The following is a 14204-nucleotide window of genomic DNA, read 5'->3' as shown; positions in this document are numbered from 1 at the left end:
GGCCTGGGGCGCGGCGTCGTAAACGTTTGTTTGCGAGGGCATTGGCGCGCGCTCCTTTTTTGGGGTTTAAGGGAGGAAATGTCGCAGGGGCTGTTACTTGACCCGGGCGACCGGAAGGACGATTTAGGATGTGACGAGACCGTTCGGTATCATCGACAAGCCGAGAGATACTGACCGGTAACTCGCACGTCAAGGAGAGCACTGCCAAAATGGCGACGAGAAATTCTGGGGACGTTGTCGGGGGCGACACGGAAACGGCAGGGGCGACCCCTAGCGTGGCCGTATCCAAGCGCCCCGCGCGGGACCGGATCTTCGAGACCGCCCGCGAGCTGTTCTATCAGCACGGCATCCGCGCGGTCGGCGTCGAGACCATCGCGTCCGAGGCCGATGCGACCAAGATGACGCTCTATCGCAACTTCCCGTCCAAGGACGAGCTGGTCGCCGAGGTGCTGCGCGAGCAGGAGCGCGACTACTGGGCCTGGTGGGAAGAGGTGACGTCGTGCTGCTGCACCGACCCGCGCGCCCAACTGGAAGCGATCTTCGACGCCTTCGAGACCAAGGCCTGCAACGCCGACATCCATGGCTGCCCGCTGTCGAACGCCGCCATCGAGCTGCACGAGGAGAACCACCCGGCCCAGGTGGTCTCGGTCAACTACAAGAAAGAGCTGTACCGCCGGATCAACGCCCTGACCCGGGCCGCGGGAGCCAAGGACGACGACCTCGCGGACTCTCTGATGCTGCTGATGGAAGGCGCCTCGGGGGCTCGCGTAACGCTCGGCGCCGGCGGTCCGGTTAAGGCCGTGGCGCGCTCGGCCAAGGCGCTGATCAAGTTCCACCTCGACGGCCGCTGAGCGCAAGGCGCGTCCGATTTCGGTCGGCTGGAGCGCGGCGGCGAAGCCGCGCGCCGTCTATGACCGGGTGCGCAGCAGGATCTTCGAGCGCGCTTCCAGCCCCAGCAGGGTGAACAGCACCAGGAAGGCGAAGGCCAGCAGCATCAGCGACAGCTGGTGCGCCCTCCCCCACTCCATGCCCTCGACCAGGCGATAGATCTCGGTCGAGAGCACGCTGGTCTCGCCCGGGATATTGCCGCCCAGCATCATCACCACCCCGAACTCCCCCACCGTGTGGGCGAAGACCAGGATGGCGGCGGCGACATAGCCCGGGATCGACAGCGGCAGGGCCACCCGCCAGAAGCGCTGCCACGGCGAGGCGCCCAGGGTGGCGGCGGCCTCCATCGGCTCGTCGCCGATCGCCAGGAACGCATTGCGCAGCGGCTGCACCGCGAACGGCAGCGAATAGATCAGCGAGCCGATCACCAGTCCCTCGAAGGTGAAGGCCAGGGTGCGGATCCCGAACGGCTGGAACAGGGCCATCAACGGGCTTTTCGGCCCCAGGGCGATCAGCAGATAGAAACCCAGCACGGTCGGCGGCAGCACGATCGGCAGGGCGACCAGCGCCGTCACGGGCGCGCGCAGGGCCGAGCGGCCGCGCGCCAGCCACCAGGACAGGGGCGTGGCCAGAGCCAGCAGCAGGATCGTGGTGATCCCCGCCAGCTTGCCCGTCAGCCACAGGACCTCCGTCATCCCTAGCGGACCTCGTAGCCGTAGCGCTTGATGATCGCCTTGGCCTCGCCGCTCTTCAGGAACTTCAGGAAGGCCTTGGCGGCCTCGCTGTCCGCGCCGGTCTTCAGCAGCACGGCCTGCTGGTCGATCGGCGTGTGGTGCGACGCCGGCACGATCCAGCGCGAGCCGCCCGGCTCGGCGATCACCTGCGACAGGGCCACGAAGCCCAGCTCGGCCGCGCCCGTCTGGACGTATTGGAAGGCCTGGGTGATCGACGCGCCCTGCACGATCTTCGGCTTCAGCGCGTCGTAGAGTTTCAACCTGGTCAGGGTCTCGACCGCCGCCTGGCCGTAGGGCGCGGTCTTGGGATCGGCGATCGACAGCTTCTCGAACTTGCTCCTGGCGAGCATCGCGCCTCTACCGTCCACCAGGCCCGGGGTCTTGCTGAACAGCACCAGACGGCCGGTGGCGTAGGTGAAGCGCGATCCCGGAACCGCAAGGCCCTCGGTCTCGGCCTTCCGAGGCCGCTCGGCGTCGGCCGACAGGAACACCTCGTAAGGCGCGCCGTTGGCGATCTGGGTGTAGAACTGGCCAGACGCGCCGAAGCTCAGGCTCGCGTCATGGCCGGTTCTGGCCTTGAACTTCGCGGCGATCTCCTTGGCCGCCTCGGTGAAGTTGGCCGCCACGGCCACTTTGGTCTCGCCGGCGAAGGCGGTCCCGCCCAGGACCACGGACAGAAGCGCGGCGATCAGCATCGGACGGCGGGCGATCATCTGGTAATCCTAGCCTCTCAACGGTGTTTTCGGGCTGCGGTTATGTAGCTCCTGTACATAACGGTGAAACAGTGGCCCGCGAAGACGATTTCAGCGCCTCCCTGATCTTGAGGCGTGGCGGCCTGGCCCGCGTGGGGCTGGACCGCATCGCCCTGCTGGAGGCCGTCGCCGGCCTGGGTTCGATCAGCGCCGCCGCCAGGCAGGTCGGGCTCTCCTACAAGGGCGCCTGGGACGGGATCCAGGCGCTGAACAACCTCTTCGACGCCCCCCTGGTCAGCGCCGCGCCCGGCGGCAAGAGCGGCGGGACGGCCGAGGTCACGCCGCGAGGGCAAGCGGTGATCCGCGCCTTCCGCGCCGCCGAGCGCGAGGTGAGCGCGGCCTTCGCGCGGCTGGAGGCGGATCTGTCCGGCGACGCCGAACCGCTGTGGAGCCTGGGTCTGCGCACCAGCGCCCGCAACGCCTTGCGCGGCGAGGTGATGGCGGTCGAGGGCGACGGCGTCACGGCGACCGTGACCCTGGCGCTGGGCGAAGGCCTCGTCCTGCGCGCCTCGATCACCCAACGCAGCGTCGAGGACCTGGGCCTCGCACCCCGCCAGGCGGTGATCGCCCTGATCAAGTCCAGCTTCGTGCGGATCGGAGCCGATCCTCCCGGGGACGACGGCGACAACCGCCTGCCCGGCGAGATCGTCGACCGCGAGGCCGGCGACGCCTCGGCCGAGGTGACGATCGCCCTGACGGCCGGGAAGAGCCTGACGGCCACCTTGAAGCCGGAGGATGCGGCCTGGGGGTTGGCGGTCGGCGCCAAGGTCGAGGCGCGGATCGCGGCGGCGGATGTGATCCTGGCGGTCGACTGAGGGGCCGAAACCTCGCGGGCCCGCTAGCCCTTCAGCGCCTCGTTCGCCCCGTCGACGAACTTGCGCAGCAGCCGCGCCAGGTCCTTGAGCTCCTGGTCGCTCCACGCCGCCATCATCGGCCCGACCAGCCGCTGGCGCGCCGCGTCCAGCCTGTCGACCACTTCCGCGCCCTTCTCCGTGACCACCGCCTCGCGCACGCGCTTGTCGGTGGCGCCGGGGCGGCGCTCGACCAGGCCCAGGCTCTCCAGCTTGGCGACCTGACGACTGACCACCGAGTGGTCACGGCCGGCGAGGTCCGCCAGCTCGACCACGCCGATCGGCCCTTTTCGACCAATGCGCCCGAGCAAGGGGAAAAGCGCCCGGTCCAGCGACACGCCGGCCTCGCGCAGCAGCAGATCATCGGCTTGAGGACGATTGAGGAAACCCGCGAGGTCCATCATCGCCAGGTGAATGTCGCGAAGCTCGGGATTCATAACGTGCATTTTGCACGTTTTTAATTGACCCCGTCCAGTCTCGGATTTATGTGCCTTTTGCACGCGATATATGTGCATAATGCACCAGATAGGAGATGCGATGACCTTCGCCCAATCCGCTCCCGAAAACACGGACGTCCTGATCGCCGGCGCGGGTCCGGCCGGCCTGACCCTGGCCATCGACCTGGCCCGCCGGGGCGTCGCCTTCCGCCTGATCGACAAGGCCGAGCGCCCGTTCCAGGGCTCCCGCGGCAAGGGTATCCAACCCCGCAGCCTGGAGGTGTTCGAGGATCTCGGCGTCCTGGCGCCCATGCTGGCCACGGGCGGCCCCTATCCGCCGGTGCGGAACTACGCTCCGGACGGCGGCTTCGAGGAGACCGTCATCGCCGAAGGCGCGAGCCCCTCCCCGGCCGAGCCCCACGCCACGCCGCTGATGCTGCCGCAGTTCCTGACCGAGACCATCCTGCGCCAGCGCCTCGCCGAACTGGGCCACTCGCCGGAATACGCCGCCGAGCTGGCCGGAATCGACCAGGACGCCGAGGGCGTCACCGCGACCCTGGCGGATGGCCGGACAATCCGCGCCCGCTGGCTGGTCGGCGCCGACGGCGGCCGCAGCTTCGTGCGCCACGCGCTGGCCATCGACTTCCCAGGCAAGACCCTGCCGGGCCTGGCCATGGTCGCCGACACCCGGCTGACAGGCCTGTCGCGCGAAGCCTGGCACGTGTTTGGCGACCGCCACACGGGCCAGGTCTCGTTCTGTCCGCTGGCGGGGACCGACCTCTTCCAGATCCAGGGCCACGCGCCGGCTACCGGCGAGGCGGGTCTGACGGTCGAGGGCCTGAACACCTTGATCCGCGAACGGACGGGCCGCGACGACATCGTGGTCCATGACATGTTTTGGGCCTCGGTCTACGGCCTCAACGCCCGCCTAGCCGATCGCTACCGCGTCGGGCGCGTGCTGCTGGCCGGCGACGCGGCCCACATCCATCCCCCGACTGGCGGTCAGGGCCTGAACACCAGCATCCAGGACGCCTATAACCTGGGCTGGAAGCTGGCCGCCGTGCTGGACGGCGCGCCGGAAGGTTTGATTGATAGCTACGAGGCCGAGCGCCGCCCGATCGCCGCCGACGTGCTGGGCCTCTCCACCGATCTCCTGGCCAAGGCCCTGACGCGCCAGGGCATGAGGCGCGGCCGTGAGGCCCGGCAGCTTGACCTCGGCTACGAAGGCTCGACGCTGTCGCTGGACCTGGGCGTCGAGGCCAAGGTCGCGCCGGGCGATCGCGCACCGGACGCGCCCTGCCAGGGTCGGCGCGTGTTCGAGGTGCTTGCGGGGCCGCACTGGACGCTCCTGGGCAAGAGCGCGATCGCGCCGCGCCCCGGCCTCGTCGTCGCGGACCTGACGGACACCGATGGCTGGTTCGCCGACGCCTACGGCCTGCCGCCTGACGGCTTCGTGCTGGTGCGCCCAGACGGCTACGTCGCCACGATCGGCCAGGCGGGGGACGAGGCGGCGGTCGAGGCCTATCTCCCCCAGGTCGGCGTCTAGCCCAAGCAATCGGCCAGGCCGTCGCGGCGCACCGCGCCCGAGGCCTTGCCGATCTTCTGGGTCCGCTTGGCCACGTACTTGCCCGGCTTGATCACCCGCCACTTCAGCGGGCTGGGCAGGATGGCCGCCAGCCGCGAGGCCTGGGCCTGGGTCAGCTTGTCCGCGTCGACGCCGAAATAGCGCTGCGAGGCGGCCTGGGCGCCATAGATGCCCGAGCCGAACTCGATGGAGTTCAGATAGACCTCCATGATCCGCTCCTTGCCCCACAGCAGCTCGATCAGCACCGTGAACCAGGCCTCCAGCCCCTTCCGGACATAGGAACGCCCCGGCCACAGGAAGACGTTCTTGGCCGTCTGCTGGCTGATGGTCGAGCCGCCCCGGATCTTCTTGCCCGCCTCGTTATTGGCATAGGCCTTCTGCAGGGCGTTGAAGTCGAAGCCGTGGTGCTCGCAGAACCTCGCGTCCTCGGCGGCGATCAGGGCGCGCGGCAGCGCCGGCGCGACCTTGTCGATCGGCCTCCAGCGGTGATCCAGTCCCCGTCCCTCGACGGCGCGGATGACCATCAGCGGCGTCACCGGCGGCGGGATGAAGCGATAGAGAATCACCGTCACCACCGGCCCGGCCACCAGCACGATGAACAGAGCCAGCGCGATATTCCGCAGAAGCCGCCGCACGAACGTCCCCCCAAGAAGCGTAACCGAGAAGTCTACTTGTCTTGACCTTGCGGACGGATGCTAACCAGACGCATCGCCGCTGTCGCGCGGCATAAATGCTCACGGGTTAAGGGAGCCTTCGATGGACGTGATCGACGCCGTCAACCGCCGCATGTCGGTGCGCGCCTTCAAGCCCGATCCGGTCGACGGGGCCCTGGTCCGCGAGCTGCTGGAAGCCGCCGCCCGCGCGCCGTCCGGCGGCAACCTTCAGCCCTGGCGGGTGCAGGCCATCGCGGGCGAGCCGCTGCAAAAGCTGAAGGCGACCATGCTGGCCCGCGTGGCAGCGCCCGACCCGACGGAATACGACGTCTATCCGGCCAATCTGTGGGAGCCGCTGCGGACGCGCCGCTTCCAGGTCGGCGAGGACATGTACGGCGCTCTGGGCATCCCGCGCGAGGACAAGCTGCAGCGCCTGCAATGGTTCTCGACCAACGGCCAGGGCTTCGGCGCGCCCGTGCAGCTGTTCTTCTCGATCGACCGCCGCTGTGGCCCGCCGCAGTGGAGCGACGTCGGCATGCTGATGCAGACCTTCATGCTGCTGGCGGTCGAACGGGGCCTGGACACCTGCCCGCAGGAGTTCTGGTCGCACTACAACAGGATCGTCGACGACCATGTCGGCCTGCCGGAAGGCCATATGCTGTTCTCCGGCATGGCCCTGGGCTATCGCGACGAAGCCGCGCCGGTGAACACCTTCCGCTCGCGGCGCGCGCCGTTCGAGGAGTGGGCGGAGCTGAAGGGGTTCTAGCTCTTCTTCCGCTCTCCCCGGCGAAAGCCGGGGCCCAGATCCCAAAGCGCTGGGGTTGGTTGGAATAGCGCCGCGCCAATGGCGCCACCTCAGCGCTTTTTCATCTGGATCCCGGCTTTCGCCGGGAAGAGCGGGCTGAAAATCATCCCGCGAACTGGCGCGGGCCGCTCAGGTCCGGGATCTCCAGCACGCCGGCCTCGCCGCTCTCGTCGCCCCAGGCGAAGAACTTGCCGTCGGGGCTGGTCGAGAGGGCGCTGATCGAAGCGCCCTTCTCGGCCTTCAGGGTCTCGATGCGGCCGTTGCGCATGTGGGCGGCCCAGATCTTGCCGTTGTCCTGGGCGGCCAGGCAGACCGGCTGGGCGTCGATCCCCGCCACCCGGACGACCATCGAATCACGGGAGAAGCCGATCTCGGCGGCCTCCTTGCCCATGGGGCCGTTGGCGCCGGCGAACGGCCAGATGACCGCGCCCGAGGCGCCGGCCGTGGCCAGCAGGTTACCCTTGTCGAAGAAGGCCACGCTCTTGATCTTGGACGGGTAGCCGCCCATCCGCATGTCCTTGCCGTCCGACAGGCGCCAGCCATGCAGCTGGTTTTCCTGCATCGACGAGATCAGGAACTTGCCGTCCGGGCTGAAGGCCACGGCGATATGGCTGCCGGCCCACTTCAACACGGTCGGCTTCTGGTCGGCGATACGGGCGTACCACAGCTGGGCCCCGCCATAGGTGGCGCTGGCCAGGCGGCGGCCCTTGGGCTCGAAGGCCAGGCCCGACACCGTCTTCTCGTGCTGGAACGTCCGGGCGAAGGCCGGGTCGGCGGCGTCGCGGACGTGGACCTCCTTGCCGGCCGTGAAGGCGATCAGACCCGAGGCGGCGCTGGTCGCCACATGCTCGATCCACCGGTTCTTCACCTCGGCGATCAAGGTGGCGACCACCTCGCCCCCCTCGATTCGGCTCCAGACCACCTTGCCGTCGTCGCCGCCGGTGACGACGCCGGCGCCGCTGGGATGGACGGCCGCGGCCAGAACCGCTCCGCCCGTCGCGCCGCCATGGGCCTCGACCGTGACGAATCCCCCCTCGGTCTGGAGGCGGACAGTGCCGTCGCCCAGGGCGAACATGGCGCGGCCCGAGCGGTCGAACAGGGCTTCGGTGACAAAGGCGTCAAAAGAAAAGATCATGCGCGCCAGATAAGGCGCCGGCCCCTCGACGACCAGACTCTTTCAGAAAGCCCGCCGTTGCGGCGCATTTCGCGCCTCGGGCGAAGCGGCGCCCGCGAAGCTGCACGTTCGAACGGCGTTCGGTCAAAAAGAGTCGAAAAGGGGGTTGCTATTGCGATGCGTCGTCGGGCTTTACTTCCGCGCCCGTCTACGCCAGACGTGGCGAGGTAACGACATTTCAGGCGCGCCCGTGTCGGCGCGGCCTTCTGGGAGACAGTCAGGCTATGGCGGCTAAACTTGCTGGCGGCGGCGGTGGCCGTTATTCGCTGGGCCAGAATTCCGAAATCAATGTCACGCCCTTTGTGGACATCCTTCTGGTTCTGCTGATCATCTTCATGGTCGCCGTGCCGATGGCCGTGACCTCCATCAAGATCGACCTGCCCCCGGCGGTTCCGCCGCCCCCGAACGCTCCGAAGCCGAAGGAACCGGTCTTCATCTCGATCCAGAAGTCGGGCGCGATCTTCATCGCCGAGAAGCAAACCAGCCTCGACGGCCTGGAAGCCGATCTGAACGCCAAGTTCGCCGCGACCGGCCAAACCGGCCCGAAGGACGAGCAGCGCGTCATGATCCGCGCCGACGCCGACGTGCTGTACGCCGACTTCATGGGCGTGCTGAACCAACTCCAGACCTCGGGCTGGTTCAAGGTCGGCCTGATCAACGAAGACCTTCACTAGGCTCTTCGGCGACAGCCAAGAACACGAAGGCCCCGGAGCGCGAGCTCCGGGGCTTTTTGTTTGCTCCAAGCTCTACCTTGGCGCGATCCTTGCTTGTCCTTTCGCCGTCCCTTAACGGCGGAGCCCAGACGGATGACGACGATCGGCGGCGGCGCGCTCACTCAGCAGCTGTATCAGAAGCTTTTCGACAAGCTGGACACCGATACCGACCAGACCTTGAGCTTCGACGAGCTCAAGGCGGCGGACTCGGGTCGATCCGGCGATGCGTTCGCCACGATGATGCGGGGCCTGGACGCCGACCAGGACGGCAAGATCGGCCGGGCGGAAATAGCCGCCGCCCCTTCGGCGGGCGGCAATCTGCCGGGCGGCTCCGCCTCTGAGGCGGTGGCGAGCCTCTTCGCCCGCGCCGATATCGATGGCGACGGCAAGCTGTCCGACGACGAGATGGAGGCCGAGAAGGCCCTGCGCCGGGCCGACACCCTGGACAACGGCTTCCTGTCCGGCCCGGTGTTCCTGGCGCGCGACGCCGACGGCGACGGTTTGCACTCGCGGGACGAGATGGTCGCGGCGCTGCCGCAGAGGCTGCCGGCGAGCGCGCTGCGGGTCGATGTCGAGCCCGCGCAATGGAGCCAGATCCGCTCCGGCCCCGATGGCGAGACCGTGGCGGCGCCCCTGGCCCGCACGGACGAGGACAGGCAGAAGCTCCTTGATCAGTTCGCCGCCGACCAGGCCGAGCGCGAGTCGGGCCCGGCCGGGACGATCAAGTATCTGACGCGCGAGATCGGCGGCCTGCGCGACAAGGCGGCGGCGGACTTCGCCGCCTCGCCGATGACGCAGACCCTGTCGAGCCGGCTCTTGGCCCAAATCCTGGGCGGCCTGGCCGCCTAGAAAGTCTAGGCCGCCGTCGCCTCGAAGCCCTTGCGCAGCTCGGCCTCGTCCAGGTCGCGGCCGATGAACACCATGCGGCTGTAGCGCTTGTCCTTGTCGGTCCATTCGCGCTGGAAGTCGCCTTCCAGGATCATGTGGACGGCCTGGAACACGAGACGCTTGTTCTCGCCCTTCACGTCGATGATGCCCTTGGCGCGCAGGATGTCGGGGCCGCGCTTGGCCAGCAGGTCGTTCAGCCAGGCGGTGATCTTCTGGCCGTCGACGGGCTTGTCCAGGGTCAGGGAGATCCCCTTGACGCCATCGTCGTGGATGGCGCTGGCGTGGCCGTGGTCATGGCCGTGGTGGTGATCATGACCGCAGTGTTCGTCATGGACGTGCCCGTGGTCGTGCCCGTGGTCATGATGGTGGTGATCATGGCCGCAGTGCTCGTCGTGGACGTGACCGGCCTCGCCGTGGGCCGGGTTCAGGAACGACGGCTCCAGCTCGGTGATCCGCTCCAGGTCGAAGCTGTGCTTGCCCAGGATGGCGTCCAGCGGGACGTTCGAGCGCTGGGCGCGGTGGATCGGGGCCAGCGGGTTGATGCGGCGGATACGGGCCTCGACGTGGCGCAGATCGTCCTCCGACACCAGGTCGGTCTTGTTCAGCACGATCTGGTCGGCGAAGGCGATCTGCTCGACGGCCTCCTTGCTGTCGGAGAGGCGCAGCATGATGTGCTTGGCGTCGACCACGGCGGTGACCGAATCGAGGGCCGTGCGCGCCTTGACGTCGTCGTCGACGAAGAAGGTCTGGGCCACCGGGCCCGGATCGGCCAGGCCGGTCGTCTCGACGATGATGGCGTCGAAGCCGCCCTTCCTCTTCATCAGGCCCTGGAGGACGCGGATCAGGTCGCCGCGCACCGTGCAGCAGACGCAGCCGTTGTTCATCTCGAACACTTCCTCGTCGGCCCCGACCACCAGGTCGTTGTCGATGCCGACCTCGCCGAACTCGTTGACAATCACGGCGTAGCGCTTGCCGTGCTCCTCGGTGAGGATGCGGTTGAGCAGGGTGGTCTTGCCGGCGCCGAGATAGCCGGTCAGCACGGTGACGGGGATCTTGCCGGGAGCGGGAGCGGTCTGGGTCATGGCCGCTATTTAGGAGGCCGGGACGCGGAGCGAAAGCCGCTTACGTCTTGAAGAACGCAACGGCGAGGCCGACCAGGACCAGGGCCACGCCCAGGATGGTCTCCTCGTAGCGCTCGACCCATTGCAGGCCCAGGCGCTTGAAGCCGGCCAGGGACAGGCTGGTGAAGATCAGCATGCCGGCCGAGGTGGCGGCCAGCAGCACCGCGCTCAGCACCAGGAAGGCCTGCCAGCCGTGCTGCATCCCGGCCAGGTAATAAGGCAGGAAAGCCTCGCAGGGCGACAGGGTCAGCAGGGTGACCAGGGCGATGATCGCGGCGCGGTCGGAGGCGTAGACGCGTCTGCCCGCTTCCGGCAGCGCGTGGTTGTGACGCCCGCGCGCTATATAGAAGAGGCCCACGGCGACCATCAGGCCGCCGACGATCCAATGGAAAAAGCCGCCCAGCTTGGGCTCCAGCGCCAGGCCGGCGACCACCAGGCCCAGGCCGAGGGCGATCGTCAGGCCCACGTGGCCGAGGCCCGCCAGCAGGGTCACGCCCAGGGTTCGGCTCGTGGACCATTTCTGGGCGCGGCCGACCAGCACGAACGGCAGCCAGTGCGTCGGCAGAGCCGCATGCAGGAAGGCCACGGCGAAACCGGTCACGGCGATGGAGGTGAAAAAGGTCGAGTTCACGTCACGGCATATAGCGCGTTATAAAGTAACGTCCCAGGGGGCGTGTCCGCCTAATCGCACTTAAGCGCCGTGTCGTCGGATTCCGGCCCAACGGCGTTGACTCCCGCCCTTCTGGCTGTATAAGTCGCGCCCTCTTCGCCCGCCGGGTTTCCGAGCGGGCGTTCCCTATTTTGCGAACGCACGTTTTTAAGGCGCTAACCTATGTACGCGGTGATCAAAACCGGCGGCAAGCAGTACCGGGTTCAAGCCGGCGACCTGCTGGTTGTCGAAAAGCTCGAAGGTGAACCCGGCGCTGCCGTGGCCTTCGGTGAAGTCCTGATGCTTGGCGAAGGCGAGGCCGTGACGGTCGGCGCCCCTACCGTGGACGGCGCTGTCGTCTCCGGCACCCTGCTCGAAACCCGCAAGGGCGAGAAGGTGAAGATCTTCAAGAAGATCCGTCGCCAGGGCTATCGCCGCACCCGCGGTCACCGCCAGTTCGAATCCGTCGTGCGCGTCACGTCGGTCGTCGGCGCTGGCCTGGAAGCCAAGTGGGAAGGCGCTATCGACCTGACCCCGAAGGTCATCCTGAACGCCCGCGCCCGCGGCCTCGGCGACGCCGCCGTTCCGGCGACGATCCCGACCGGCTCGACCGAAGCGGCTCCGGCTGCTCCGAAGAAGGCCGCCAAGGCTCCGAAGGCTGTTGACGTCGCCGCCGAGCCGGCCGCCGAAGCCGCCCCGAAAAAGAAGGCCGCCCCTAAGAAGGCCGCCGCCACCACGGAGGAAGGCGAAGCCTAAGGGCGACGCCTTCTAAAGGTAGGAGAGCAAGATGGCTCACAAGAAATCAGGCGGCTCGTCCAGCAACGGTCGCGACTCAGAGTCGAAGCGCCTTGGCGTGAAGAAGTTCGGCGGCGAGAAGGTTCTCGCCGGCAACATCCTCGTGCGTCAACGCGGCACGAAGTTCTATCCGGGCACGAATGTCGGCATCGGCAAGGACCACACCCTCTTTGCCCTCGTGCAAGGCGCCGTGGGCTTCGTGACCAAGAAGCATAACCGTACGTACGTGACGGTGACCCCGGCCGCGCAACCGGCCGAGTAAGCACGAACCAGAGTTTCTTCGGATCGTGCTTCTCAGACAGAAGACGATCCGGACAGACGATCTCTAGCGGGGAGTCCGGAACGCCGGGCTCCCCGCTTTTGTTTTGTCTCGCCGCCATGAAATCGAAAGCTTCGCCATGGCGGCGTCACGGTCCCGGATCAAAGAGGGCCGGAAACTCTGGGAGGCGCCGATGTGCGTCATCGAAGAAAGACCCGTCATCGAGACCCAGCGGCTGACGCTGCGCGCGCCGGCCAAGGCCGACGTCGAGCGCGTGGCGGCCTTCTGCGTCGATCATGACGTCGCGCGCATGACCACCCGCATGCCCGCGCCCTATACCCGCGGCCACGCCGAGGATTTCGTGGCCCGCTGCGGAACCCAGGATCGGTCTCGCGACAACACCTTCGCCATTGAACTGGCCGACGAGGGCCTGATCGGCGTCATCGGCCTGTTCACCACGCCAGAGGATCGGGTCGAGCTGGGCTACTGGATCGGCCGCCCCTACTGGGGTCGCGGCTACGCCACCGAGGCCACGCGCGGCGCGCTGGACTGGGCGCGCTCGGCCTGGAGGAAGCGCTATGTCGTGGCCGGCCACTTCGCCGACAACGACGCCTCGGGCCGCGTGCTGGTCAAGGCCGGCTTCCTGTACACCGGCGTCGTCGAGCACAAGCCCTCGATCGCGCGCGGCGAACCGGCGGCGACGCGGATGATGGTGTGGCTGGCCTAGGGATCCAGAGAATCTGCTCCCCCTGTGGGGAAGGAGAAATCTTTAGCCGCCTTAAGCCGCCCGGTGCGTGTGGATCACCTTCTGCGGACCTTCGCGGAAACGCTTCTCGGCCGTGATGATCCGCTCGCACAACGCGTCCAGGTCCGACAGCAGCGAATAGGTCGCGTAGATGGGGATCTCCATCAGCGCCACCTGCGCGCGCGGCATGAACTCGGTGTACTTCTTCCACGAGATATGGGCGTCCCGCGCGCTCGTCGCGCGCTGGCCCAGCGGATTCCACAGGTCCAGGTCCATCAGCTCGTCGCGGCACTGCTTCATGACCGGCAGGGCGATGTAGAGGAACAGGAAGGTCGGGGTGGCGGCGCGGCCGAACTGCGGCTGCACCTGCAGGTGCCAGATCCGATAGGCCTCGAAGAAGCCGGCCTTGCGGACCGGATCCGGCGGCAGCCAGGTGGCCTGCTCATTGATCAGTTCGTTGGCGGTGCTGGACCGCTTGACCAGTTCGTCGGCGGACGCGCCGGCCGGCATGGCCTTGGACAGGGCCGAAACCGGAATGGCCAGCTTGCGGGCGACGTCGGTGAAGGCCACGTGCCTGCCGGCCATCGGCGTGAACTGGCCGAACGACGGCGCGCCGGGCATGCTGGCGCGCTTGGTGGCGGCGGTCTTGTGCATCAGCAGCTGTTCTTCACGCTGCTGTTCCGCCCGCAGGCGGTCGAATTCGATCTCGTGGGCGGCCTGTTCCTCGGCCGTCATCCACTTGGCGCGGCCGGGACCATAGGTGCGCTCGTAGCGATTCAGCAGGACCAGGCTGTGGTCGCCGGACGGCCTTAGGCCCACCTCGGCCAGGAACGTCTTGAACTCGCGCCACTGCGGCGCGACGCCGGTGCCCCGGGCGATCAAGATGTTGCGGTGAACCGACGCCTCGGCGCTATACTTACGGTGAAGGTCCTGCGTCGACAAATCGCGCAGATCCCTCGCCAGTATCGCCTTGCTGTCTTCTGCCGTAGCCAAAGGTCAGCCTCCAGTTCCGTCGCATGAAGCGCCGGTTACGCTGCCAAGACACTTTGTCGCACTTTGTGTTTTAACATTTCGTCACGATGACGAATAGCGGTCACGCTTTTCGACGCGGTCAAGCGTCACAGTTCGAAGAGCCGGTGTGGTGGGCCGGCGTGA

The 14204-nt window shown here is 67.6% G+C and carries 17 protein-coding genes; 9 read left to right on the top strand and 8 right to left on the bottom strand.

Annotated elements, in window-relative coordinates; genetic code table 11:
* The first annotated feature begins 209 nt into the window (after positions 1–209).
* Complete coding sequence (locus AC1RJ9_RS04870; protein ID WP_492836488.1) at positions 210–851, top strand: TetR/AcrR family transcriptional regulator; 642 nt, start codon at positions 210–212, stop codon at positions 849–851.
* 57 nt (positions 852–908) lie between these two features.
* On the opposite strand, the gene modB is transcribed toward AC1RJ9_RS04870, so the two are convergent.
* Positions 909–1583, bottom strand: coding sequence for a molybdate ABC transporter permease subunit (gene modB / locus AC1RJ9_RS04865; RefSeq protein ID WP_492836486.1), 675 nt, complete (start codon positions 1581–1583; stop codon positions 909–911).
* Between the two features lie 2 nt (positions 1584–1585).
* Positions 1586–2335: a molybdate ABC transporter substrate-binding protein gene (modA, locus tag AC1RJ9_RS04860; RefSeq protein WP_492836484.1), complete on the bottom strand. Its 750-nt coding sequence runs from the start codon at positions 2333–2335 to the stop codon at positions 1586–1588.
* 71 nt (positions 2336–2406) lie between these two features.
* Here modA and AC1RJ9_RS04855 point away from each other — a divergent pair, with 71 nt between their 5' ends.
* Positions 2407–3189, top strand: a complete 783-nt coding sequence (locus AC1RJ9_RS04855) for a TOBE domain-containing protein (RefSeq protein WP_492836483.1) — start codon at positions 2407–2409, stop codon at positions 3187–3189.
* A 23-nt stretch (positions 3190–3212) separates the two neighbouring features.
* On the opposite strand, the gene AC1RJ9_RS04850 is transcribed toward AC1RJ9_RS04855, so the two are convergent.
* Positions 3213–3662 (bottom strand): MarR family winged helix-turn-helix transcriptional regulator, encoded by a 450-nt coding sequence (locus tag AC1RJ9_RS04850; protein ID WP_492836482.1) that lies wholly within the window; start codon positions 3660–3662, stop codon positions 3213–3215.
* 100 nt (positions 3663–3762) lie between these two features.
* Here AC1RJ9_RS04850 and AC1RJ9_RS04845 point away from each other — a divergent pair, with 100 nt between their 5' ends.
* Positions 3763–5208 carry an FAD-dependent oxidoreductase gene (locus tag AC1RJ9_RS04845; RefSeq protein WP_492836480.1) on the top strand — a complete coding sequence of 482 codons (1446 nt, stop codon included), beginning with the start codon at positions 3763–3765 and terminating at the stop codon, positions 5206–5208.
* On the opposite strand, the gene mtgA is transcribed toward AC1RJ9_RS04845, so the two are convergent.
* Positions 5205–5882, bottom strand: coding sequence for a monofunctional biosynthetic peptidoglycan transglycosylase (mtgA, locus tag AC1RJ9_RS04840; protein WP_492836478.1), 678 nt, complete (start codon positions 5880–5882; stop codon positions 5205–5207). The genes AC1RJ9_RS04845 and mtgA overlap by 4 nt on opposite strands.
* A gap of 121 nt (positions 5883–6003) precedes the next feature.
* Between mtgA and AC1RJ9_RS04835 the strand changes: the two genes are divergently transcribed.
* Positions 6004–6666, top strand: a complete 663-nt coding sequence (locus AC1RJ9_RS04835; protein ID WP_492836476.1) for a nitroreductase — start codon at positions 6004–6006, stop codon at positions 6664–6666.
* 142 nt (positions 6667–6808) lie between these two features.
* Here the strand turns inward: AC1RJ9_RS04835 and AC1RJ9_RS04830 are convergent, their stop codons facing one another.
* Positions 6809–7840 (bottom strand): WD40 repeat domain-containing protein, encoded by a 1032-nt coding sequence (locus AC1RJ9_RS04830; RefSeq protein ID WP_492836474.1) that lies wholly within the window; start codon positions 7838–7840, stop codon positions 6809–6811.
* 263 nt (positions 7841–8103) lie between these two features.
* On the opposite strand from AC1RJ9_RS04830, the gene AC1RJ9_RS04825 reads away from it, so the two are divergent.
* On the top strand, positions 8104–8553 hold the full coding sequence (locus tag AC1RJ9_RS04825; protein WP_125156952.1) for a biopolymer transporter ExbD: 450 nt from the start codon (positions 8104–8106) through the stop codon (positions 8551–8553).
* Between the two features lie 132 nt (positions 8554–8685).
* Positions 8686–9441, top strand: coding sequence for a hypothetical protein (locus tag AC1RJ9_RS04820; protein ID WP_492836472.1), 756 nt, complete (start codon positions 8686–8688; stop codon positions 9439–9441).
* 5 nt (positions 9442–9446) lie between these two features.
* On the opposite strand, the gene AC1RJ9_RS04815 is transcribed toward AC1RJ9_RS04820, so the two are convergent.
* Together AC1RJ9_RS04815 and AC1RJ9_RS04810 are read right to left on the bottom strand one after the other, a co-directional pair.
* Positions 9447–10562, bottom strand: coding sequence for a CobW family GTP-binding protein (locus AC1RJ9_RS04815; RefSeq protein ID WP_492836470.1), 1116 nt, complete (start codon positions 10560–10562; stop codon positions 9447–9449).
* Between the two features lie 40 nt (positions 10563–10602).
* Positions 10603–11232: a hypothetical protein gene (locus AC1RJ9_RS04810; RefSeq protein WP_492836468.1), complete on the bottom strand. Its 630-nt coding sequence runs from the start codon at positions 11230–11232 to the stop codon at positions 10603–10605.
* Positions 11233–11433: 201 nt separating this feature from the next.
* Here AC1RJ9_RS04810 and rplU point away from each other — a divergent pair, with 201 nt between their 5' ends.
* The 3 genes from rplU to AC1RJ9_RS04795 all read left to right on the top strand — a co-directional run bounded on the left by rplU (position 11434) and on the right by AC1RJ9_RS04795 (position 13031).
* Positions 11434–12006: a 50S ribosomal protein L21 gene (gene rplU / locus AC1RJ9_RS04805; RefSeq protein WP_492102102.1), complete on the top strand. Its 573-nt coding sequence runs from the start codon at positions 11434–11436 to the stop codon at positions 12004–12006.
* A gap of 31 nt (positions 12007–12037) precedes the next feature.
* On the top strand, positions 12038–12307 hold the full coding sequence (gene rpmA, locus AC1RJ9_RS04800; RefSeq protein ID WP_096052697.1) for a 50S ribosomal protein L27: 270 nt from the start codon (positions 12038–12040) through the stop codon (positions 12305–12307).
* Between the two features lie 190 nt (positions 12308–12497).
* Positions 12498–13031, top strand: a complete 534-nt coding sequence (locus tag AC1RJ9_RS04795; RefSeq protein ID WP_492836465.1) for a GNAT family N-acetyltransferase — start codon at positions 12498–12500, stop codon at positions 13029–13031.
* Between the two features lie 51 nt (positions 13032–13082).
* Here AC1RJ9_RS04795 and AC1RJ9_RS04790 read toward each other — a convergent pair whose 3' ends face one another.
* The gene (locus AC1RJ9_RS04790; protein ID WP_492836463.1) at positions 13083–14042 is read right to left on the bottom strand and encodes a hypothetical protein; all 960 of its coding nucleotides are present in this window, start codon (positions 14040–14042) and stop codon (positions 13083–13085) included.
* Positions 14043–14204 lie beyond the last annotated feature (162 nt).

The sequence above is a fragment of the Caulobacter sp. GW822-FHT07D08 genome (genome assembly GCF_058798735.1).
The sequence above is the reverse complement of the archived record's forward strand: the minus strand, read 5'-3'. Positions and strand labels throughout refer to the sequence as shown.